The sequence below is a fragment of the Micromonospora sp. URMC 107 genome (assembly GCF_051386315.1).
Taxonomy (GTDB): Bacteria; Actinomycetota; Actinomycetes; order Mycobacteriales; family Micromonosporaceae; genus Micromonospora.
This window is the reverse complement of sequence record NZ_JBPQTK010000013.1, coordinates 1-22,224: the sequence shown is the minus strand read 5'-3', so window position 1 is coordinate 22,224 and position 22,224 is coordinate 1. Positions and strand designations below refer to the sequence as shown.

20 protein-coding genes are annotated in these 22,224 nt (G+C 74.1%); 5 read left to right on the top strand and 15 right to left on the bottom strand.

The window, feature by feature from the left end; genetic code table 11:
* Positions 1 to 25: 25 nt before the first annotated feature.
* The 13 genes from ACSNN9_RS04945 to ACSNN9_RS04885 all read right to left on the bottom strand — a co-directional run bounded on the left by ACSNN9_RS04945 (position 26) and on the right by ACSNN9_RS04885 (position 15,636).
* On the bottom strand, positions 26 to 700 hold the full coding sequence (locus tag ACSNN9_RS04945; protein WP_436671423.1) for a tryptophan 2,3-dioxygenase family protein: 675 nt from the start codon (positions 698 to 700) through the stop codon (positions 26 to 28).
* A 272-nt stretch (positions 701 to 972) separates the two neighbouring features.
* Positions 973 to 3,024, bottom strand: a complete 2,052-nt coding sequence (locus ACSNN9_RS04940) for a glycosyl hydrolase family 28-related protein (RefSeq protein WP_436671422.1) — start codon at positions 3,022 to 3,024, stop codon at positions 973 to 975.
* A 113-nt stretch (positions 3,025 to 3,137) separates the two neighbouring features.
* On the bottom strand, positions 3,138 to 5,240 hold the full coding sequence (locus tag ACSNN9_RS04935) for a galactose-binding domain-containing protein (protein ID WP_436671421.1): 2,103 nt from the start codon (positions 5,238 to 5,240) through the stop codon (positions 3,138 to 3,140).
* Between the two features lie 165 nt (positions 5,241 to 5,405).
* On the bottom strand, positions 5,406 to 6,416 hold the full coding sequence (locus tag ACSNN9_RS04930) for an LLM class flavin-dependent oxidoreductase (RefSeq protein WP_436671420.1): 1,011 nt from the start codon (positions 6,414 to 6,416) through the stop codon (positions 5,406 to 5,408).
* Complete coding sequence (locus tag ACSNN9_RS04925) at positions 6,413 to 6,739, bottom strand: TIGR04076 family protein (RefSeq protein WP_436671419.1); 327 nt, start codon at positions 6,737 to 6,739, stop codon at positions 6,413 to 6,415. The genes ACSNN9_RS04930 and ACSNN9_RS04925 overlap by 4 nt, the downstream gene beginning before the upstream one ends.
* Positions 6,736 to 7,113 carry a nuclear transport factor 2 family protein gene (locus ACSNN9_RS04920; protein ID WP_436671418.1) on the bottom strand — a complete coding sequence of 126 codons (378 nt, stop codon included), beginning with the start codon at positions 7,111 to 7,113 and terminating at the stop codon, positions 6,736 to 6,738. Before ACSNN9_RS04920 ends, ACSNN9_RS04925 begins: the two co-directional genes overlap by 4 nt.
* A gap of 52 nt (positions 7,114 to 7,165) precedes the next feature.
* A complete protein-coding gene (locus ACSNN9_RS04915; RefSeq protein WP_436671417.1) occupies positions 7,166 to 8,812 on the bottom strand; it encodes a DUF885 domain-containing protein in 1,647 nt (548 codons plus the stop codon).
* On the bottom strand, positions 8,809 to 10,047 hold the full coding sequence (locus ACSNN9_RS04910; RefSeq protein WP_436671416.1) for an amidohydrolase family protein: 1,239 nt from the start codon (positions 10,045 to 10,047) through the stop codon (positions 8,809 to 8,811). Before ACSNN9_RS04910 ends, ACSNN9_RS04915 begins: the two co-directional genes overlap by 4 nt.
* A 10-nt stretch (positions 10,048 to 10,057) precedes the next feature.
* Positions 10,058 to 11,041 carry an ABC transporter ATP-binding protein gene (locus tag ACSNN9_RS04905; protein WP_436671415.1) on the bottom strand — a complete coding sequence of 328 codons (984 nt, stop codon included), beginning with the start codon at positions 11,039 to 11,041 and terminating at the stop codon, positions 10,058 to 10,060.
* On the bottom strand, positions 11,038 to 12,015 hold the full coding sequence (locus ACSNN9_RS04900) for an ABC transporter ATP-binding protein (RefSeq protein WP_436671414.1): 978 nt from the start codon (positions 12,013 to 12,015) through the stop codon (positions 11,038 to 11,040). The genes ACSNN9_RS04905 and ACSNN9_RS04900 overlap by 4 nt, the downstream gene beginning before the upstream one ends.
* 3 nt (positions 12,016 to 12,018) lie before the next feature.
* Entirely contained in the window at positions 12,019 to 12,936 is a 918-nt protein-coding gene (locus tag ACSNN9_RS04895; protein WP_436671413.1) for an ABC transporter permease, read from the bottom strand.
* Positions 12,933 to 14,021, bottom strand: coding sequence for an ABC transporter permease (locus ACSNN9_RS04890; RefSeq protein ID WP_357879426.1), 1,089 nt, complete (start codon positions 14,019 to 14,021; stop codon positions 12,933 to 12,935). Before ACSNN9_RS04890 ends, ACSNN9_RS04895 begins: the two co-directional genes overlap by 4 nt.
* Before the next feature lie 7 nt (positions 14,022 to 14,028).
* Positions 14,029 to 15,636: an ABC transporter substrate-binding protein gene (locus ACSNN9_RS04885; RefSeq protein WP_436671412.1), complete on the bottom strand. Its 1,608-nt coding sequence runs from the start codon at positions 15,634 to 15,636 to the stop codon at positions 14,029 to 14,031.
* A gap of 302 nt (positions 15,637 to 15,938) precedes the next feature.
* Here ACSNN9_RS04885 and ACSNN9_RS04880 point away from each other — a divergent pair, with 302 nt between their 5' ends.
* The 5 genes from ACSNN9_RS04880 to ACSNN9_RS04860 all read left to right on the top strand — a co-directional run bounded on the left by ACSNN9_RS04880 (position 15,939) and on the right by ACSNN9_RS04860 (position 20,419).
* The gene (locus tag ACSNN9_RS04880) at positions 15,939 to 16,475 is read left to right on the top strand and encodes a helix-turn-helix domain-containing protein (protein ID WP_089000224.1); all 537 of its coding nucleotides are present in this window, start codon (positions 15,939 to 15,941) and stop codon (positions 16,473 to 16,475) included.
* Between the two features lie 72 nt (positions 16,476 to 16,547).
* Positions 16,548 to 17,468, top strand: a complete 921-nt coding sequence (locus tag ACSNN9_RS04875; protein WP_436671411.1) for a dihydrodipicolinate synthase family protein — start codon at positions 16,548 to 16,550, stop codon at positions 17,466 to 17,468.
* On the top strand, positions 17,465 to 18,652 hold the full coding sequence (locus tag ACSNN9_RS04870) for an NAD(P)/FAD-dependent oxidoreductase (protein ID WP_436671410.1): 1,188 nt from the start codon (positions 17,465 to 17,467) through the stop codon (positions 18,650 to 18,652). The genes ACSNN9_RS04875 and ACSNN9_RS04870 overlap by 4 nt, the downstream gene beginning before the upstream one ends.
* A 43-nt stretch (positions 18,653 to 18,695) precedes the next feature.
* On the top strand, positions 18,696 to 18,956 hold the full coding sequence (locus ACSNN9_RS04865; RefSeq protein ID WP_436671409.1) for a (2Fe-2S)-binding protein: 261 nt from the start codon (positions 18,696 to 18,698) through the stop codon (positions 18,954 to 18,956).
* Entirely contained in the window at positions 18,953 to 20,419 is a 1,467-nt protein-coding gene (locus tag ACSNN9_RS04860; RefSeq protein ID WP_436671408.1) for an NAD(P)/FAD-dependent oxidoreductase, read from the top strand. The genes ACSNN9_RS04865 and ACSNN9_RS04860 overlap by 4 nt, the downstream gene beginning before the upstream one ends.
* Before the next feature lie 121 nt (positions 20,420 to 20,540).
* Here ACSNN9_RS04860 and ACSNN9_RS04855 read toward each other — a convergent pair whose 3' ends face one another.
* A complete protein-coding gene (locus ACSNN9_RS04855; RefSeq protein WP_436671407.1) occupies positions 20,541 to 21,632 on the bottom strand; it encodes a magnesium and cobalt transport protein CorA in 1,092 nt (363 codons plus the stop codon).
* Positions 21,633 to 21,707: 75 nt separating this feature from the next.
* The coding region (locus ACSNN9_RS04850) for a class F sortase (protein ID WP_436671406.1) at positions 21,708 to 22,224 on the bottom strand (517 nt) is incomplete at its 5' end.

Below are 22,224 nucleotides of genomic sequence, written 5' to 3'. Positions count from 1 at the left end.
CCGGTCGGCATGGAAACGGTCGCTTTCATCCGTGGACGGACTTGACGCGGGCCTGCCACAGTTCGGGGAAGAACCGGTGCCCGATGAGTTTGGCGAGCACCGTCGCCTCCGCGCCGTCGGGCGCGTGGCCGCCGATGCGCAGGGCGGCCTGGTAGTGCCGCACCCGCCACAGCGACACCCGCTCGTCCCACTCCATCATCGCCTCGGCGAGCAGGTGGACGGGGTCCGTCGGGTCCGCCCGGCGCAGCTCCGACAGGGCGGTGCCGCGCGCGGCGAGGTGGTCGGTGAACGCCCGGCCGAGCTGCCGGCTCGCCCCCTGGACCCGCCGCCAGCCGGGGGACTCGGCGCCGGAACCCTTGCCCAGCGCGGGTTGCATGGCCTCGAAGGCGGCCGGGGAGAGGTGCCGGAACATCTCCAACTGGTCGGTGACCAGCCGTACCCCCAGCGTCGCCCGGGTCAGCAGCGGCTCGGCCGCCGCCGGCTCGCCGGCGCGGACCCGGGCGACGGCCTCGGTCAGCTCCGCGGCCGCGAGCTTCAGCCACAGCTCGGTGGACTGGTGCACCACCTGGAAGAGCAACTCGTCGCGGTGGATCATCTCCGCCGGGCTCCGTTGCAGGTCGAGCAGCGCGTCGGTGCGCATGTAGCGCGCGTAGTCCGTGGCGCCGTCGCCAGGAAGAACAGGTGAGTGGTCCCGCTTCACGGAATTGTCCCCTTCGGTCAGCGTCGCTGCGTCGGGAACCGGTGGCCCGACAGCGCGTGCGGCGGCCATTATGCAACGACGAAAGGCAATGTGTCACGCCTTCGTCGCGGGCCGTGTGCGACTCCGAAAGGGGAGGTTTCCGTCATTTATTGTGATGTGTAAAGGCGGTGGAATAACACAGAGATCAACAGGCGTCAATAGCGACGGGCAACTGACACGTCACACCGCCGGTGCGGCGCGCCGCACCGGCGCGCCGCCCGCGGCACCGTCTCTCACCAGGGCGACGGCGGTGGCGGCGGCACGACCGGCGGGCGGTCGTCACAGGTGATGGTGTTCGGCAGCTGCCAGGGGGCCAGCCAGCCGCCGTCGTTGCCGCCGAGATCGGTCAGGGTGAACTCCGAGCCGGTCGGGGGGAAGTGGAACGACCCGCAGTTGTTGACGCCGACGGCGCCGACGTTGCGGGCGTCGACGTTGCGCAACGACGCCGAGCCCGCCGAGCGGGCGCTCAGCACGGAGGTGCCCGTGCCGTCGACCCGGATGTCCTGGAACCGCACCCCGGTGATCGAGTGCAGGTCCTTCACCGGCCAGTCGCTGACCAGCATGATGGCGTTGTACGTGTTGTCGAGGTAGCTGTCGCCGATCACGTCGACGGTCGCGTCGATGTCCCGGTCGAGCGCGTAGAACCAGATGGCCCCCAGCCCGATCTTCCAGTTCAGCTCGTACGTGCCGGCGCGGGCCGTGGTGTTGCCGGTGATCAGCAGCCGCCCGGTGAAGGGCTCCGCGCCGAAGCGCGACCCGACCTGGATCGCGCTGCCCTCGCGCACCGGGTCGGCGACCAGGTTGTGCGACACGGTGAGGTCGGTGCCGCCGTAGAGGGCGATACCGTTGGCCAGCACCGGCGACTGCACGGTGTTGTGGTCGAACGTGTTGCGGGCGTTGCCCACCTTCTCGGACCACATCGCGAGCCCGTCGTCGCCGCTGTTGCGCACGAAGGTGTGCGCGACCAGCGAGTCGGTGACGCCGGTGTGGAAGTTGAGCCCGTCGGCGATCTGGTCGACGATCATCGTGTTGGTGACCCGCACGTTGGACATCGGCCCGTCGAACCAGATGCCCACCTTGGTGTGGCGCAGGTGCAGGCCGTCGATGGTGGAGTCGCTCATCGCGCCACCGATCGCGTTGACCTGGTCGGTGTCGATGCGCTCGCGCACGTCGCCCTCGACGGCGAAGCCGGAGAGGTGCACGTTGCGGCTGCCGCCGTCGGCGGCGCTGCGGCCGTAGAAGCCCACGCCGGTGTGCACCGAGCCGTCCGGCGCGGGCGTGGGCAGCGCGACCTCGCGCCCCTTGATGATCGTGTACCAGCTACCGGCGCCCTCGATCGTCACCTCGTCGACGATGATGTGCCGGTTGACCTGGTACGTGCCGGGCGGCAGGTAGACCGGCACGTCCGCCCGCCGCGCGAAGGCGATGGCCCGGTCCAGGGCGGCGGCGGAGTCACGGCGGCCGGTCGGGTCGGCGCCGAAGGCCAGCACGTTCGCGGCGCGCAGCCGGACGCGCGGCGGGCCGACGAGCTCGGAGTCGAGCAGGTCGATCACCGTCCACGCCGCGTTGCTGCCGGCCGGGGCGGTGAGCCGGATCCGGTCGCCGGCCCGGTACGTCCGGCCGAGCAGCAGCCGCTGCTCGTCGTAGAAGTGGCTGGGCCGGAACGGGGTGGGGATGCTCGGGTACGGCGTGGTGGCCGCCGGCACGCACGAGCACTCGGTGATCCACCAGTCCGGGTGCAGCAGCCCGGCGGTCGGGTCGTTGGAGAACGGGTACTGGTTGTAGAGCCAGGCGTACTGCGACGTGAGGGTCATCGTCCGGACCCGGCGGTCGTTGACCGCCACGTGCAGCGGGGCGGTGATGCCGCCGCCACCCGGGGCGTCGGGGATGCTGTAGCGCACGGTGATCGCGTTGGCCGCCCGGGGCAGGACGAACTCGACGTACCGTCCGGGGGTCAGCCGGACCGCGCGGCGGCCGGAGGCCTCGGCCGGCAGCGTGTAGGCGGCGCGGTCGGGGCCGATGACCTCGCCGTCGGTGGTCGCGTTCTCCGCCTCCTGCTCGACGAAGCCGACGTCGGCGCCGCGCCCGGCGACCAGTCGCGGATCGAGGCCCGCCCGGGTCACCACGGGCGCCGCACCGGCGGGGGAGGCGGTGGCCGGGCCGGGCGCGCCGGCCAGGACGCCGAGGGCGGTCGCGAGCGCGAGGGTGGCGCCGATCGCGGCCGAGGGGCGCCGCGACGCTCGCCGCGACGACCACCGGGGCACCGGGATCCTGTTCCGGGACATGGGGACTCTCCCTGGGGACGGGGGTTCGACGGCGACGACGGCGGCGGGTCCCGCGACCCGCCCGCGCTCGCCGAGGGGATGGTGCGCGACGCCGGTGGCGCCCCGCGTCGCCGCTACGCGGCGTGGACCTCGAGCGCGGACAGTTGCGCCCCCGGCCAGCCGGTGTTGCCGCTGACGTGGACCCGCACGTGCCGCGCCGGCGTCGCCGCGACGGTGAGCGTCACCTGGTTGCCGGTGGCTGGATCGAAGACCCGGCCGGCCGGCGCGACGAGGGTGCGCCACGCGGCGCCGTCCGGGCTCACCTCGACCGCGAGCGTCTGGGTGCGCCGCTGCCAGGCGGCGGCGGGCGGGAGCCGCAGCACGATCCTCCCGATCGGGATGCTCGCGCCGAGGTCGACGGAGATCCACTGCGGGAACGCGTTGCCGGCGCTCTCCCAGTAGCTGTGGGCGTCGCCGTCGACGGCGTTGGCGCAGCCGTAGGTCTGGACGTGGCTGCTCTCCGCGACCGGACGGCCCCGGGCGAGGTCGGTGCCGGCCGCCGCGTACACCCCGACCCGGGCGAGTTGGGCCGCGGGCCAGGCGGTGTTGCCGGTGACGGTCACCCGGACGTGCCGGGCGGTGCTCGCCGGCACGGTGAGGGTGGCGGTGTTGCCGGTGGCCGGGTCGAACCGGACCCCGGCCGGCCCGGCGAGCGTGCGGAAGGTCGCGCCGTCGGTGCTGCCCTGCACCGTCAGCGTCTGGGTGCGCGCCTCCCAGCCGTTCGGCAGGGCCAGCACGACCCGGTTCACCGCGTGCGCCGCGCCGAGGTCGACCTGCCACCACTGCGGGAAGGCGCCGTTGGTGGACTCCCAGTAGCTGTTTGGATCGGTGTCGACGGCATTGCCGGCGGCGAACGCGCCGTTCTGGCTGCTCGCCGACGCCGGCCGGCCGGCGGCGAGGTCAGCGCCGGGCGCCGGGGGGCCGTCGACGACGGGCGGCGTCGGCCGTACGGGGGTCAGGGCGAGCTGGCCCTTGAACATCCGGCCGCCGTCGGCGGTGATCCGCAGGTAGTAGTCGGCGGAGCAGGCGACGCCGTCCTCGTCCAGCGCGCGGATGCCCGCCCCCGCCGGCGTGGTCGCCTGCGTCTCGCTGGTCTTGGCGATCTGGTTGCCCTCGTTGAACTCGTCGAACATCGACACGTAGAGGCCCTGGGCGCCCAGCCGGGTCATGTTGTAGAGGTGCCGCCAGTAGAAGTCGCCGTGGCGGCGGTGCCCGGCCGACAGGTCGCCCGGCATCACGCAGGGCTGGTAGTCGATGCCGTGCGCGGCGCAGTCGGCCAGGTCGGGGACGTTGACGTTGGTGTGGAACCAGTCGAGCCCGTCGAGGGTGCCGGTGCGGCCGACCATCCACGGCGAGAGCATGTGGAAGGCGTGGTAGACCTCGGAGAAGCCCGGCCGGGAGTCGTTGACGCCCTGCCGCCAGTAGGTGGGCACACCGCCGATGACGTAGCAGCCCCGGGCCTTGAACCAGTTGACGACGTCGAGGCAGGCGGCGGGGGCGAAGGGGCGGCCGTCGTCGTTGAAGCCGAACCCCCAGACGCAGACCACCGGCCGGCCGTTCTGCCGCGCGTACGCGGGGGAGGCGGTGTGCGCGGACATCCGGTTGAGCCAGTCCTCCTTGATCTGCGACTGCATCGCCGTCCAGCCGGTGACGTCGTACATGACGTAGAACTTGCGGCCGTGGCGTTCGGCCGCGCCGCGGACCTTGACCGTCATGGCGTCGCGCGTCGGCCCCTCGTCGCCGAACGGGTTGAACCGTTGCAGGGCGGCGGTGTCGCAGCCGTGCTCCCGCATCCACCGGAAGTGGGTGTCGACGGTCTGCTCGTCGTACGAGGAGAAGAGCCGCGCCGGCTGGCCGTTGCCCAGCGGCGGGTAGGCGGTGGTGTAGCCGCGGGCGTACTCCCGCATGTCGGGCCAGGAGACGATTGTGGTGTTGGCCGGCGAGGGCGGCTGGAACCGGTCCCGGCTCCAGTGCCACCAGCCGCCGATGGGCGCGCCGTCGCCGGGGCAGCTGAACCAGCCCTGGTAGCCGACGGAGACCTTGCCGACGACGTCGCCCGGCGGGCTGGCCGCGTACGCCGTGCCGCGCAGGGCCGACACCAGGTCGGTCGGGGCGACGGCGGCGAGGGCCGAGCCCGCGGCGAGGGATCCGATGAGTCTCCGGCGTGACACCGCCATGGCCCTGCTCCCTCCGGCACGGAAAGGTATCGAGGGTCATCGTGCAGCAGTGGACTTGTCATTGCAAGAGTCGGATCTAGGAGCGAAAGAAATCGACTGTCGATGAAAGTGGGCGGTGGGCCCGTGGGGGGGGCGGGTCGGTGCGCGCCCGCCCCCCCCACGGCGTCATCCCCGCAGCAGCGGCAGCACCCGGCGGCCGAGCAGGTCGACGCCGCCGGCCGGGGTCAACCCGTGCGGGGTGCCGAACTCCACCCGGGTCGCCCCGGCGTCGAACACTGCCGCCGCCTGCGCCGCGACGTGCTCGGGGGTGCCGGAGAAGGCGAACAGGTCGAGCAGGTCCCCGCCGATCAGCGCGCCGGCGAGGTCGTGCTCCTGACGGGCGACGTGCTGCTGGATGCGCGCCAGCAGCTCCGGGTCGATGTCGACGTTCGGGTCGAGGGCGGCGACCACGGCGAGGTACATGGCCACCTCCGTACGGGCCACCCGACGGGCCAGGGCGCCGTCCTCGTCCACCACGGTCACGGCGCCGAGCACCACGCCGACCGGGTCGCCGGCCCGGCTGGCGGGCGTGGCCTCGTCCAGCCAGGCGCGCATCGTCTTGGCCATCGCCGGATTGGCCGACCCGCCGACCTTGATCTCCGCGGCGAACGCGGCGGCCGACCGGGCCGTCTGCTGGCCCCACGTCCCCACCAGGACGGGCACGTCGGCGCGGACCGGGGCGTAGCGCAGGGCCGTGCCGGGCGCCACCGTGAACTCCCGGCCCTGATAGCCCCGGTCGTCGCGGGAGAGCAGCAGGCGGACCACGTCGACGGTCTCGGTGATCCGCCGCAGCGGCCGGGCCTGCGCCACCCCGACCTGGTCGAGCCAGGTGCCCCGGGCCAGCCCGAGGTAGGCCCGCCCGTCCGAGGCCAGGTCCAGGGCCGCAACCTGCCCCGCGATCTCCACCGGGTGCATGGTGAACGGGTTGAGGCAGGCCGACCCGAGCCGGATCCGCCGGGTGTGCCGCGCCGCCACCAGCAGCGGGAAGAACGGCGGCTGGTACATCAGGTCGCCGAAGACCGACAGCACGTCGAAGCCGTGCCGTTCGGCGAGTTCGGCCAGCGCGGCGTACTCGTCGGCGCTCTTGTCGGACTGCAGTCCGATGCCGACCAGTCGGCGTCCGTCGTCGGTGCTCACGTCAGGTCTCCAGTGGGAATCTGCCGCCGGGCGGTCCGTTCGATGCGCATGATGACCCGCTCGTCCGGGTCCGGGCAGGCCACGTGACTGTCCCGGGCCAGCCAGTCCTCCGGCGGCAGCGGCCGCTGCTTGGCCGGCAGCAGCGGCAGGCACGCCGCGAGGGCGTACAGGCAGAAGTGCTTGCCCGTCGGGATGCTGAGCCGGTTCGACTCGGTCAGGTCGATGTGGTCACCCGGCCGCAGGCCGCAGACGGAGCGGCCCTCGATCCGCTCCACCACGACCCGCAGGTCGTACAGGTCGGTGACCGGTTCCTCGGCGCTCATCGGAGGGCCTCCGCGTGGTGGTGCACGATCCGCCAGCCCCGCTCGTCGCGGCGCAGCACGTCCGTCACCCGGAAGCAGTCGTCAGGCTGCCCGGCCGCGTACCGGGCGCGCAGGACGTAGCGGACCAGGCCGGTGTCGCCCCACTCCTCGGCCCGGAACTGCTCGGGGGCGACCGAGGTCGGGGGCGCGGCCGGTCCCCGGGCCGCCGCCCGGCGGTCCCGCAGCTCGTCGAGGGCGGCCAGACCGTCCAGCAGGTCGGGCGCGTCGGACTCCCAGATCGTCAGGTCGGGGTGCAGCCGGGCGTCGAACGCCGCCCGGTCGCCCAACGACCGGTACATGTCGGTGATGGCGGCGGTGAGATCGTCAACGGTCATCGGGGCTCGCTTCCGGTCGGGGCGGACGGGGGTGTCGGGGGGTGACGGTGGATCAGGGGAGCTCGGCGAGGCGGGCGCGCAGCGGGTCGAGCCCCATCGGGCCGAGCCGCAGGGCGCGGTGGTGGAACCGCTTGCGGTCGAACCCCGCGCCCTCGCGCCGCTCGGCCTCCCGGCGGGCCTGCTGCCAGAGCCGTGCCCCGACCTTGAAGGCCAACGCCTGCGCCGGCCAGCCGAGGTACCGGTCGACCTCGAAGCGCGCGGTCGCCGGATCCAGCCCGGCGACCCGGGTCAGGAAGTCCACGGCCAGCTCGGGGGTCCACCGCCGCGCGTCGGTGAGGCCGGTCCCGGCCGGGACCGGCACGTCCAGGTGCAGGCCGAGGTCGATGACCACCCGGGCGGCCCGCCACATCTGCCCGTCGAGCATCCCGAGCCGCTCGGCGGGCCCGGCGTAGAGGCCCAGCTCGTCGGCGAGGCGTTCGGCGTAGTGCGCCCAGCCCTCGGCGTAGCCGTGCACCTGGCACAGCGACCGCTGCCACGGGTGCAGCTCGGCGGTGGTCAGGGTGATCGCGTGCTGGAGGTGGTGCCCGGGCAGCCCCTCGTGGCAGAGCGTCCCGACGTGCCGCCACACCGGCACCGTCGACTCGCCCGGGGGCGTCGACCACCAGATCCCGCCCGGGCGGGTCAACGCGGCGTCGGGCGGGGTGTAGTACATGACGCCGGAGGCGGCGGGGCTGATCCGGCACACCACGTGGCGGGTGGCGGCCGGGATGTCGAAGTGCGTGCCGTCCAGGGCGTCGGTGAGCCGCTCGGTGCGCTCCCGCAGCCACCGCTCCAGGTCGGGCCCGACCGGCACCCGGCCGGCGGGGTCGGCGTCCAGCGCGGCCCGCGCCCGCGCCACGTCGGGGTGGCCCAGCTCGGCGGCGACGGCGCGCTGCTCGGCGGCGGTGCGGGCCAGCTCCTCCCAGCCGTACGCGTACAGCTCGTCCAGGTCGACGCTCGCGCCGAGGAAGCTGCGCGCGGTGACGGCGTACAGGTCGCGGCCGACGCCGTCGGTGTCGGTGGCGCGTGGGGCCAGCTCGGTGCGCAGGAACGCGGCGAAGTCAGCCGTCGCGGCGGCGGCCGAGCGCGCCCCGGCGGCCAGCTCCCCGGCCAGCGTCCCATCCGGCCCTCCGGCCACCAGCCGGCCGTAGAAGTCGTCGGAGGTGACCCAGGCGGTGCACTGGTCGGCGACGGCCAGCACCTGCCGGCGGGCGACGAGGTGCCCCCGCCCGGCCGAGCGGCGCAGCGTCTCGGCGTACTGGCCGAGGGCCGCGGGCACCCGGCGCAGGTGCGCGGCGACGACCGCCCAGTCCTCCGCGCTACTACGGGGCAGATTGTCGAAGACCTGCCGGACCAGGTGCACCGGCGTCGCCAGCGGGGCGAGCAGCCGGGTGGTGAAGCCCGCGTCGTACAGGTCGACCTCGCTGGCCAGCCGGTCGCGCAGCGCGCCGGCCAGCGCCCGCTGCGCCGTGCCGTCGGCGCTGGCGCCGGCCGCCGCCGTGGCGGTGTCGCGGGCCAGATCCGCGCGGGCGGCGAAGCCGTCGGGGGAGAGGTCCGCGAAGTGCGAGTCGGGGGTACGCCCCGCCGCCTCGGCGGCCTGCGGGTCCAGCTCGGCGAGCGCGGCGAGGTACCGGTCGGCGACCTCGGTGATCGTCGTCATCGGGTGACGCCGAGGCGGCCGTGGTCGTCGCGGTAGGCGACGCCACCCTTGAGCACCGCGTGCAGGGTGCGCAGCGCGGACACCGAGCGGGTGGGATCGTCGCGCAGGACCAGCAGGTCGGCGTGCTTGCCCACCTCGACGCTGCCGAGCGTGTCGGCCTGGCCCAGCCACTGCGCGGGGCGGATGGTGGCGGACTTCAGCGCGTCGGCGACGGGCATCCCGGCGTCCACCATGAACTCCAGCTCCCGCACGGTCGCGGTCGTCTCGTCGTAGCCGGCGTGCGGCGGCATGTCGCTGCCCAGCGCGATCGGCACCCCGTTGCGGATGGCGTGCTGGAGGCTCTCCCAGTGCCGGGGACCGGCCGACAGGGCGCGGTCCATCAGCCAGCCCGGCACGCCGGCGTCGCGGAAGAACTGCTCGCAGCGGCTGACCACGATGGTCGGGACGTACCAGACGCCGCGGTCGGCCATCAGCCGGGTCACCTCGTCGGTCAGCTCGTAGCCGTGCTCGACGCAGTCCAGTCCGAGTTCCACGGCGCGGCGCACCGACTCGGCCGGGCCGGCGTGCGCGGTCACCTTGCGGCCCCAGTCGTGCGCCACCCGGATCACCGCCGCCAGCTCGTCGTCGAGCAGCTGCGGGGTGTCGATCGACTCGAACTCGCCGGCGATGCCACCGGAGATGCACACCTTGATCAGGTCGGCGCCGGCCCGGATCTGCTGCCGGGTCAGCCGGCGGAACCCGTCCGCCCCGTCGGCCTCCAGGGCGTCGGCCTCCCAGCCGTGCCCGCCGGTGCAGCAGAGGGCGTGCCCGGCGGTGAAGATCCGCGGGCCGTCCACCGCGCCGCGCTCGATCCCCTTGCGCAGGGCGAAGTCCGCGTACCGGCTCTCGCCGACGAGCCGGGCGGTGGTGACCCCGGAGTGCAGGGTCCGCCGCGCCGAGTCGGCCATCAGCAGCACCAGCTCGGCGAGGTTCGACCGGTGCACCTCGTCGCCGAAGTGGCCGGGCAGCCCGAGCGAGAGGTGGACGTGCATGTTGGTCAGGCCGGGCATGACGTGGTCGCCGTGCAGGTCGACCACCCGGGCGCCGCCGGCCTCGGCGAGGACGTCGTCGACCGGGCCGACCGCGCGGATCGTGCCGTCGGCACCGATCCAGACGCCGCTGTCGCGCTGGACGTCGTCCCGCACGCCGTCGTAGAGCGCGAGGTTGACCAGGACCTGTTCGGTGGGGATGTGCATGCGGAGTCCTCTACGCGGCGGGCACGGTGGACGGCGCCACCGTGGGGTCGTTGAGCCAGCAGGCGGCGCTGCGGCCACCGAGGTCGAGCGTGGGCGGGTGTTCGCCGCACGGCGCGAAGGCGTGCGGGCAGCGCGGCCGGAACCGGCATCCCGTCGGCGCGTGCGCCGGGTCGGGCACCTCCCCGGCGAGTGTCCTGGGCAGCTGCGGGTGCGGCCCGATCTGCGGCACCGCGTCGATCAACGCCCGGCTGTACGGGTGCCGTGGCGAGCGCCACAGCTGCCGGGTGGGCGCGGTCTCGACGATCCGGCCGAGGTACATCACCGCCGTGACGTCGGCGATCTCGTGCACCAGGGAGAGGTCGTGCGAGATGAACAGCATGCCCATGTCCAGGTCCCGGACCAGCCCGACGAGCAGGTTGACCACCTGGGCCTGGGACGAGGCGTCCAGCGCGGTGACCGGCTCGTCCGCGATGATCATCCGGGGTTCCGGCGCGAGCGCCCGCGCGATCGCGAGGCGCTGCCGCTGGCCGCCGGAGAACTGGTGCGGGTACCGCTCCGCCGCCCCGGCCGGCATGCCGACCCGGTCCAGCAGGTCGGCGACCCGCGCCCGGCGGGCGGCGCCGGTCACCGTGCCGGGCACCCCGTCGAGGAGCTGGGCGCCGATGGTGCGCCGGGGGTTCAGCGACGCGTACGGATTCTGGAAGACCATCTGGAGCCCGACCTGCGGCGTCGGCCGGCGCCGCCAGCCGAGCGGGGTGACCGGGCGGCCGGCGAAGCGGATCGTCCCGGCGCTCGGCGCGGCCAGCCCGACCGCCACCCGGGCCAGCGACGACTTGCCGCAGCCGGACTCGCCGACCAGGCCGACGATCTGGCCGGGCGCCACCTCCAGGCTCACCCCGGCCACGGCCCGGACCGGCCCCCGGCCACGCGCCTTGTACTCCACCTCGACGTCGCTGATCTCGAGCAGGTTGCCCGAGCCGACCGGCTCGCTCATGCCGCCACCTCCAGGTACGGACGGACCACGCAGGCCACCGACCGGTCGGCGCCGGCGGGGGACAGCGGGGGAGGCGCGGTGCCGCAGGACGGCTCGGCGTACCCGCACCGGGGTTGGAACGGACATCCGGGCGGGGCCTGCCCCGGCGCCGGCGGCCCGCCCGGGATGGGACGCAGCGTGCCGACGGACTGGGTGCCGTGCGGGCGGGCGCCCAGCAGCGCGGCCGTGTACGGGTGGCGCGGCGCGGTGAGCAGCGCCCCGGTGGGCCCGGTCTCCACCACCCGCCCGGCGTAGAAGACGTACCCGCGGGTGGTGAGCGCGCTGAGCACCCCGAGGTCGTGGGTGATGAAGGCGACGGCCAGCCCGGTCTCGGCGCGCAGCTGGTCCAGCAGCGCCAGGATGCCGGCCTGCACCGTCACGTCGAGCGCGGTGGTCGGCTCGTCGGCGATCAGCAACCGGGGGCGGGCGGCGAGGGCGATCGCGATGGCCGCCCGCTGCCGCATGCCGCCGGAGAACTGGTGCGGGTACGCCCGCACCGCCCGCTGCGGGTCGGGGATGCGGACCTGCTCGAGCAGTTCCACCGCCCGCCGGTCGGCCGCCCGCCGGTCCAGGCCCAGGTGGACCTGCATGTGTTCGGTCAGCTGCCGGCCGACCGTGAGCATCGGGTGCAGCGCGGCGGTCGGGTCCTGGAAGACCATCGCGATCCCGGCGCCGCGCACCTTCTGCCAGCGCTTGGCGTCCAGGCCCAGCAGTTCGGTGCCGGCGAACCGGGCCGACCCGGTGACCTTGGCGCCGTTGGGCAGCAGCCCGAGCAGGGTCTGCGCGGTGAGGCTCTTGCCGCAGCCGCTCTCCCCGGCGATGCCGACCATCTCGCCCTCGCCGACGGTGAACGACACGTCGTGCAGGATCGGCAGCGGCCCCGTGGGGCCGGGCAGGGTGACGGCCAGGGAGTCGACCTCGAGCAGGGGTGGCATCTCTCAACGTCCCTTCGCGTAGCGGGGGTCGATCCGGTCGCGCAGCGCGTCGCCGAGCACGTTGAAGGCCATCACCACGGTGAGGATGGCCAGGCCGGGGAACACGCTGACCCACCACATGGAGAGGTCCTGCGAGCCGAGCGCCACCATGGAGCCCCACTCGGCGGCCGGCGGGCGGGGGCCGAGGCCGAGGAAGGACAGCGCGGAGAGCAGCAGCACGGCGTTGCCGAGCTCCAGGGTGGCGAGCACGATCGCCGGCCCCACGCTGTTGGGCAGGACGTCGCGGCGCAGCGCGCGGAGCGGTCCGATGCCGAGCAGCCGGGCGGCGCTGAGGTAGTCCTCGCCGCGCATGGTGAGCACGGCGCTGCGGATGACCCGGGCGTAGACCGGCCAGGAGACGATGACCAGCGCGAGGACGGCGTTGCGGGTGCTGGGCCCGAACGCGGCGGTGACGGCCATCGCCAGGATGATCTGCGGGAACGCGAAGACCAGGTCCGTCAGGCGCATCAGCGCCTCGTCGACGAACCGGCCCACGTAGCCGGCGACCAGGCCGAGCAGGCCGCCGATCAGCAGGGCGAGCGAGACGATGGCGAGCGCGAGGGGGATCGACAGGCGGGAGCCGTGGACCACCCGGCTGAACACGTCCCGGCCGAGCGAGTCGGTGCCGAACCAGTGCGTGCCGGACGGCGGCGCGTAGGCGTCGGGGCTCTGCGCCAACGGGTCGTACGGCGCGACGAGCGGGGCGAACAGCGCCACCAGCAGCCACCCGCCGAGGATGACGAGGGCCGCCACGGCGATCGGCTGCCGCCAGATCGGCCGCCCGGTCGAGCGACCGCGCAGCCGGCCCAGAAACCGGCGCCGGGCCAGCGCGTCGGTCGCCTTCGGGTCGGGCGCCACGGGATCGGGTGCGAGTGTGGTCATGACAGCCGGATCCTCGGGTCGATGAGTCCGTACAGCAGGTCGACGGTGAGGTTGACCAGCGTGTAGACCAGCGCCACGAAGAGGCTGACGCCGAGGATCGCCGGCAGGTCCAGCGCCGTCGCGCTGCGGTACGCGTACTGGCCCAGGCCCGGCCAGCCGAAGATGTTCTCCACCAGCACCGTGCCGGAGAGCAGCGAGGCGAAGGCCAGCCCGGAGACCGTGATCACCGGGACCAGACCGGCCCGCAGCAGGTGCCGGCGGAACACCACCCGGGCGGGCAGGCCCTTGGCGTACGCGGCCCGGATGTAGTCCTGCTGGAGCACCTCCAGCATGGACGAGCGGACGAACCGAACGAGCATCGCCACGGTGAGGCTGGTCAGCACCAGCACCGGCAGGATCAGGTGCTGGGCGGCGTCCCAGGCCACGTCCCACTGACCGGCGAGGGCGGCGTCGACCGTGTACATGCCGGTCACCGTCGGCGGCGGGCTGAAGTCGGTCGAGAGCCGCCCGCCGCTGGGCGCCAGGCCGAGCTGGTAGAAGAAGACGTAGAGCACGACGAGCGACAGCCAGAACGGCGGGGTGGACAGGCCGAGCAGCGCGCCCACGCGGATCAGCTGGTCGGTGATCCGGCCGTTGCGCACGGCGGCGAGCATGCCGATCCCGGTGCCGATGAGCAGCGCCAGCACCATCGTGGGGATGGCCAGCTCCATGGTCGCCGGCACGTACTGCAACAGGTCGTCGGCCACGGTCCGGCCGGTCTGCTGGGAGATGCCGAGGTCGCCCTGGAACAGGTTGCCCAGATACTGCAGGTACTGCACGTACAGCGGCTGGTCCAGGCCCCACTTCTCGCGGAACGCGGCGACCGTCGCGGGGTCGTTGAGCGCCTGGTCGGAGAGGTTGGCCGTGACCGGGTCGCCGGGCACCACGGTGACCAGGCCGAACGTCACGATGGTGACGCCCAGCAGCAGCCCGGCGGTGATGGCCACCCGCTTGAGCAGGAAGAACAGCAGCGCCCGGTGCGGCCGGGGCCGGGACACGGTCGTGGTGACCGTGCCCGGCCCGGCGTCGTCGACTGTCGTCGTCATGGAGTGACTACCCCCGGCCCACCGCGGCGAGGTCGACCTGCCAGCCGGCGGCGGTGTAGTCCGTGCCGGTCAGGTCGCTGCTCGCCACCACGGTGGAGGAGTTGCTGGCCAGGACGACGTACGGCGAGGCGGCGTTCATCGCCCGCTGCCACTCCTGCATGGCGTCGGCCCGGGCGGCCAGGTCGAGGGTCGCGGTGACCTTCTTGCCGGCGGCCACGACGGCCGGGTCGGCCCGCTCGACGGTCCAGCCCGAGCGCAGCGCGGTGGCCTGGCCGGGCGACATGTTGTTGATCAGCGAGTCGGCGACCGGGTAGTTCAGGCTCTGCGGGGTGAACCCGAGGGCCATCTTGCCCGTCCGCATCTCGTCGAGGAAGGTGGTCAGCGGCTGCGGGGTCAGCTCCAGCTTGATGCCGGCCTCGGCGGCGTCGCCCTGTACCTTCGTCGCGACCGTGCCCAGGTCGACCCCCTTGTAGGTGATGGCCGGGTAGTTGAACTTGACCGTCGGGTTGGTCAGCCCCGCCTCGGTGAGCAACGCCTTGGCCTTCGCCACGTCACGCTTCGACTGCTCGGCGGCGGGCAGCGCGCCCGGGAACGCGGGGGCCACCAGGCCGGCGCCGGGGGCGGCGCCCTTGCCGTACAGCGCGGCGAGGCCCTCGTAGTCCAGGGAGGCGCGCAGCGCCTGGTTGAACTTCGCGTTCGAGGTCACCGGAGAGACGGCCGGGTCGGCGTTGAGGAAGAGGAAGTAGACGGTGTCCTGCACGCCGGAGGTCTTCAGGCTGCCCGGCAGCCCCTCCAGCAGCTTGCCGGAGATGTCCAGCGCGATCTCGGAGCCGCCGGCCCGCTGCATGGTCAGCTTCTGGGTCTGCACGTCCATGTTGCGCAGCACGACCCGGCTGAACTCGGGCTTGGTGCCCCAGTAGTTGGGGTTGGCCTCCAGCACCACCTGCGCCGACGGGTCGTACGACTTCAGCACGTACGGGCCGCTGCCGACGGAGTTCGTGTCGAGGTACTGCTGCGCGGTGTCGCTCTTCGCGGCGTCGGCGGCGTCCGTCGCGCCGTGCTCCTTGGCGACCTTCGAGTTGACCACCCCGGTCGAGGGCATCGCGAGCACCACGGGGATGTTCGGGTCGGCGGTCGCCGAGGTGACCACCACGGTCCGCTCGTCGCTCTTGGCGAAGGTCAGGCCGCTGACCATGACCGCCGGGCTGGCCTTGACGTTCTTCAGCCGGTTGAGGGAGAAGACCACGTCGTCGGCGGTCAGCGCGGTGCCGTCGGAGAACTTCACGCCCTCGCGCAGCTTGAAGGTGAAGGTCTTGGCGTCGGGCGAGGCCTCGTACGACTCGGCCAGCGCCGGGACGGGCTTGCTGACGTCCGAGCCCTCGAAGGTCAGCAGGGTGTCGTAGAGCGAGTGCACGGCGGTGAGGCCGGTCGCCTCGTAGATCCGGCCGGGGTCGAGGGTCTTGAGGACGAACGAGGTGTTGACGGTGAGGGTCTTGGCCGAACCGCCGTTACCGCTTCCTCCGCTGCCGCCCGCGCTGCACGCGGTGCTGGAGGCTATGGCCAGCGCCGCCAGAGCGATCGCTCCGACGCGGAGCCGGCGAGGGGACACCGACATGCTGTTCCTACCTTCGTGATGGGCCGGCCCGCGCGGGACGGGCTCTGGGGGCTGTCGGGCCCGGCGACGCCGGGACGCCGAGGTCGGGCCGCTGGTGCCAACCGTGGCGGCTTCGCGGTCTTCGCCGTGGTGCCGTCATGGGGTTGGATGTACCCGGACGCAACTGCCGTCCGGTTCGTGCCTCGACGCGGCTTGTCTAGTAGCGCCAAACACGTTCACCATATGTTTGACCATGCTAGACAGCGGCGTATAGTCACGTCAAACATTTCTAGCCACCCTGTTTTCGGAACGAGGAAAGACGCATGCTCGGTGACCAGCTCCGTGACCTGCGCCAGCAGCACTCCCTCACGCTGCGCCAGCTCGCGGCCGCGGCCGACGTCTCACCCGCCCTGCTCAGCCAGATCGAGAACGGCGCCACGGACCCCAGCCTGGCCACCCTGCGTAAGCTCGCCAAGGTCTTCGACACCTCCATCGCGGCGCTGTTCTCCGAGCCGGACGCCCCGCTGGTGCACATCAGCCGGCCCGGCTCGCGGTCCCGGCTCGCCGCTCCGCCCGGGCAGATCGCCTACGACCGGCTCACGCCGGGGCGGGGCGACCTGGAGGTGCTCGAAGCCGAGCTGGCGCCCGGCGACGCCAGCTCGACCGAGCCGTGGGCGCACCCCTCGACCGAGTGCGCGATCGCCGTCACCGGCGAGGTCGTCGCCGAGATCGGTGGCGAGAAGTACGTGCTGAAGACCGGCGAGGCGATCACCTTCGACTCCCGGCTGCCCCACCTCTACCGCAACGCCAGCGACCAGCGGGCCCGGCTCATCATCGCGGTCACCCCGCCGACCCCCTGACCCATCCGGCACGTCACCCGGCCCGCGTCGCGCACGTGGGCGGTACGACGCCGCCCGTCGAAAGGACCCGCAGTGGACCGTGACAGCGTCGACTGGTTCGGCTACCTCCCGGCCGTCACCACCCCGTTCACCGCCACCGGCGAGCTGGACCTCGCCGCCTGGCGCGTACAACTGGACTGGCTCGCCGCCGAGCGGCTGCACGGGGTGATCGTCGGCGGGACCACGGGCGAGTGGTTCAGCCTGACCGAATCCGAGCGCGCCGCGCTGTTCCGGACGGCCGCCGAACGGGTCGGCGACCGGCTCACGGTGCTCGGCGGTTGCAACGCGTACACGCCGGCGGAGGCGATCCGGCACGCCGAGGCCGCCCGGGACGCCGGCCTGCACGGCATCCTGCTCACCCCGCCGCCGTACGTGGTGCCCACCCGTGCCGAGGTCGTGGCCTTCTACCGGGCCGTCTCCGAGGCGGTGGACCTGCCGCTCTGCGTCTACAACTGGCCCCGCGGCACGGGCGTCGACCTGGACGCCGACCTGCTGGTGGAGCTGAGCGCGCTGGACACGGTGGTGGCGGTCAAGAACTCCACCCCCGACTTCGGCGGCTTCGTCCGGAGCCTGGTGGCCCTGCGGCACCGCGTGCGCTACTTCGGCATCCCCACCAACGAGGTGGGCATCGAGCTGATGACCACGATCGGCGGCGACGGGCTGATGGGGGCCGGCGCGGTGCTCGGCGCCGACCACCCCGACTTCTTCCGCGCCCTGCGCGCCGGGGACCTCGACCGGGCCCGGGTCCTCGGCGCCCGCGACCGGGTGATCATGGAGGACTGGTTCGGCCCGGACTACGGCGCCCGCTTCGGCAACGCCCAGGCGATCATGAAGTACGCGCTCACCCTGCGCGGCGTGCCGGCCGGTCACGTCCGCGCGCCGCTGCTCCCGCTGACCCCCGCCGAACGGGACCGCGTCCGGGCCACCATGACCCAGCTCGACCTGCTCCCGTGACCGCGTACGACACCGCGGTCATCGGCGGCGGCCTGCTCGGCTGCGCGACCGCCTGGCACCTCGCCCGCGCCGGCAACCGGGTCCTGCTCGTGGAGAAGGACCAGGTCAACCGGCACGCCTCGGGGCAGAACGCGGGAAGCCTGCACTTCCAGCTGGAGTTCCGGATGGTCGAGCACGGCGACGACGCGGCCCGGGCGGCGGCCCGCGCGCTCCCGCTGCACCTGGACGCCGTGCGGGCGTGGGCGGGCATCGAGGACGAGCTCGGCGAGCGGTGCGGGGTGTCGCGCACCGGCGGGCTGATGCTCGCCGAGACCCCGGCGGAGATCGCCGTGCTGGACCGCAAGGCGGCCCTGGAGCGCGAGTACGGCCTCGACGTCACCGTGCTCTCCGGCGCGGAGCTGCGCCGGTTCGCGCCGTACCTGGCGGACACCGTGCTCGCCGCCGGCCACGTGCCCGGCGAGGGCAAGGCCAACCCCCGGCTGGTCACCCCGGCGCTGGCCCGGGCCGCCGGTCGCCACGGCGCCGTGCTGCGCACCGGTTGCCGGGTCACCGGGCTGCACCGGCGCGGCCGGCACTGGGAACTGCGCACCGGGACCGGGCCGGGGGACACCGCCGGGGAGACCCACCTGGCCGACACGGTGGTGCTGGCCGGCGGGGTCTGGACCGCCGAGTTGGCCGCGATGGCCGACGTCCGGCTGCCGGTCTTCCCGGTCGGGCTGACGATGAGCGCCACCGCCCGCGGCCGGCCGTTCCTGCCGCACCTGATCCAGCACGTCGGCCGGCGGCTGTCGATGAAGCAGACCGAGGACGGCAACGTGCTCATCGGCGGCGGCTGGCCGGCCAAGCTGGTCAGCCGGGCCGGCCGGGTCGACCTGGAGACCAACCCGGAGCTGCGCTACGAGTCGCTGGTCGGCAACGCCGACGCCGCCCGGGTGGTCCCGGCCGTGTTCGACCTGCCGGTGATCCGGACGTGGACGGGCATGACCACGCTCACCCCGGACCACCTGCCGCTGCTCGGCGCGGTCCCGCGCCGGCCGGGGCTCTACGTCGCCACCGGCGGCTCGGCCTTCACCCTCGGCCTCACCTACGCCCGGCTCCTCGCCGCCATGGTCGTGACCGGCGAGGCCGACCGGTCGATCGAGGACTACTCACCCGCCCGCTTCGGAGCGCTGAACTTTGTCTGAACACCGCCCGTCGGCATCCGCGCCCGCGCCCCGGCGCACCGCGATGCGGCGACCCGCGCCGGTCACCATCGAGGTGGACGGGCGGCCGGTGTCCGCCCATCCGGGCGAGTCGCTGGCCACCGCGCTGCTCGCCGCCGGGGAGCGGGCCGTCGGCGTCACGCGCGGCGGCGTCCGGCGCGGGCCCTACTGCAACATGGGGATCTGCTTCGAGTGCGTCGTCACGGTCGACGACGTGCCCTGCCAGCGGTCCTGCCTGATCCGGGTACGGGCCGACATGCGGGTGCGCACGGCGGTGCCCCGGTGAGCGCGCCCGACGTGGTGGTGGTCGGCGCCGGCCCGGCCGGCCTGGCCGCCGCCGCCACCCTCGGTCGGCACGGCGCCGCCGTCACCGTCGTCGACGAGCAGGAGCTGCCGGGCGGGCAGATCTACCGCCGCCCGCCGGCCGGGTTCACCCCGCCGGCCGCACCCTCCTCCGCCGGCCGGGCGCTGCTGGCCGAGGCCACCGCCGCGCCCGGCGTACGGTGGCTCGCCGACACCACGGTGTGGGGCGTCCTCGGCACCCGGGCCGGCCTCGACGGGTACGCGGGCGAGCAGCCCCCGCCGGGCCGCTACCGGGTCGCCACGCACGGCCCGGCCGGGGTCCGCCTGCTCGAACCCCGGGCGGTGCTGCTCACCGCCGGCGCGTACGACCTGCCGGTGCCGTTTCCCGGCTGGACCCTGCCGGGAGTGCTCACGGCGGGCGGTGTGCAGACGTTCGTCAAGGCGCAGGGCCTGCTGCCGGGCGGCCGGTTCGTGTTGGCCGGGGGCCACCCGCTGCTGCTGGTCGTGGCCGCCCAGCTGGTGCGGGCCGGCGCCCGGGTGGTCGAGGTCGCGCTGATCCAACGCCGCCGCGACCTGGTGCCCGGACCGGCCGGGCTGGCCGCCGTGGCGGGTGCGGGAGGCAAGATCGCCGAGGGCGTCGGCGCGCTGCGCGTCCTGCGCCGGGCGGGGGTGCCGGTCCGGTTCGCCACGGTGGTCCGCCGCGCCGAGGGTGACCCGGACCTGAGCACGGTGACCCTCGCCGAGGTCGGCCCCAACGGGCAGCCGGTCCCCGGCACCGACCGGGACGTGCCCTGCGACGTGCTGGCGCTGGGGTACGGCTTCGTCCCCTCCGTCGAGCTGGCCCGGCAGGCCGGCTGCGCGGTGACCTGGGATTCCCCCGCGGGCGGCTGGGTGGTCCGGCACGACGAGTGGCTACGTACCTCGGTGCCGGGCATCGCGGTGGCCGGCGAGCTGACCGGCGTCGCGGGCGCCGAGCAGGCGGCGGTCGAGGGCCGGCTGGCCGCCCTCGGCGTGCTGCGCGACCTGGGGCTGCTCGACGAGCGCCGGGCCGCGACGCTGGCCGGCCCGGTGCGCCGGGAACTGCGCCGCCGGCGACGGTTCGTCACCCAGGTGCTCGACCGGTTCGCGCCGGACCGCGCGGCCCTGGGCAGCCTGGTCACCGACGACACCGTGCTCTGCCGCTGCGAGGAGGTGCGGGCCGGCGACGTGCGCCGCGCGCTGGGCGCCAATCCGCACCTGGGCACCGCCAACGCGGTGAAGCTGGTGACCCGCGCCGGGATGGGCCTGTGCCAGGGCCGGTCCTGCCAGCCGGGCCTCTGCCAGCTCATCTCCACGCTGACGGGCCGGGGACCGGAGGAGGTCGGCGCGTTCACCGCGCAGGCGCCGGTCAAGCCCGTCCCGCTGCGCGCGCTCGCGCTCGGTGACGGCCCGCCCGGCACGGACTGACCGCGCCGCACGGGGACGGATCGGCCCGGCCGCACGGGGACGGATCGGCCCGGCCGCACGGGGACGGATCGGCCCGGCCGGGCGGGCGCGGATCAGCCCTGCCATCGGGCGGTCGGGCTGGTCAGAGCCAGCCGGAGCGGCGGAAGAGGCGGTACAGGCTGAGGGCGGTCAGCGCCATCAGACCGAGCGCGGCGGGGTAGCCGTAGCGCCAGCCCAGCTCCGGCATGTTGGCGAAGTTCATGCCGTAGACCCCGGCGATGCCGGTCTGGGTCGCGGCGATGGCGGCCCACGCGGCGATCTTGCGCATGTCGTTGTTCTGGTCCACCGCGAGCTGTGCCAGCCGGGACTGCAGGATCGAGTTCAGCAGGTCGTCGTACGCGGCGACCCGGTCCACCGCCCGGGTCAGCCGGGCGTCCACGTCGACGAACCACCGGTGCAGCTCACGCGGCGGGTTGTCGGGCCGCTGGTCGAGCAGCGAACGCAGCGGCACCTGCAGGGGCTGCACCGCCCGCTTGAACTCCACCACCTCCCGCTTGAGCTGGTAGATGTGCTGGATGTCGGCCGAGCGGTCGCGGGCGAACACGGCCTCCTCGATGCGTTCCAGGTCCCGCTCGACGTGCCCGGCGACTTCCAGGTAGAGGTCCACCATCCGGGAGCAGACCGCGTACGCCACCGCCCACGGGCCCTGCGCGAGCACCGCCTGGCGCTGCTCCACCTCGGCGCGGACCGAGGTGAGCGCGCCCGCGGCGCCGTGCCGCACCGTGATGGCGAAACGGTCGCCGAGCAGCACCATCACGTCACCGGTGTCGATCACCTCGGAGGTGTCGGTCAGCTCGGTGTGCAACACGTATCCGGCCGTGCGCAGCACCAGCAGGGTCACGTCGCCGTCGCGCCGCACCGTGGGCCGGTGGCCGTCGGCGAGCGCCTGCTCGACGGTCAGGTCGTCGAGCCCGAAGGTGCGGCCTACCGCCGCCAGCACCGCCGGGCCCGGTTCGTGCAGACCCAGCCAGACGAAGGCGTCGCGGCCACGACGGCTGCGGGCGTACGCGTCGGCGTAGTGCGGGCGGCCCGGCTCGCGCCGCCCGGCGACGTAGACGGCACACTCGACCACGGCGTCCGGATTGGACCGTCGGGACTCCGGCCCGCGCTGTCCCGGCACCGGTCGGCCGAGCAGCCGGTCGAACACGGCCGACAGACCCACCCGTTCCCTCACCCGCCGAGCCACCCGTCCCCCTCCGCCTCGCCGGCATCCGCGCGGACACCGTACTCGGCTCCGGCGGATCCGGGGTCACGGCACCCGGGTGGCGAAGACGACGACGTTGTCGACGTAGTTGCCGCTGTCGCGGTCGAACCGGCCGCCGCAGGTGATCAGGCGCAGGCCGGTCGCGTCGCTGGGCCCGTAGACCAGGTCGGTGGGGAAGCGGTCCTTCGGGTACGACCCGACGCCGTCGACGGCGAACGTGGCGACGCTGGCGTCGGCGCGGGTGACCCGTACGGTGTCGCCGGTCCGCAGCCGGCCTAGGTCGAAGAAGACGGCGGGGCCGGCGGCGGAGTCGACGTGCCCGACGATCACGGCGTTGCCGGTCTCGCCGGGGGTGACGCCGTGCCGGTACCAGCCGGCCACGGTGGGCTGGTCCAGCGGCGGCACCTCCAGGTGCCCCTCGGCGTCGGCGCCCACCGGGACGACCCGCGCCCGCACGTCGATGGCCGGGATCCGCACGTCGACCGGCTCGGCCCGGTGCAGCGGCGGCACGGACGGCGCGGAGCGGGCCGGGGCGGGGACGTCGGCGGCCTCCGGCCGGGGC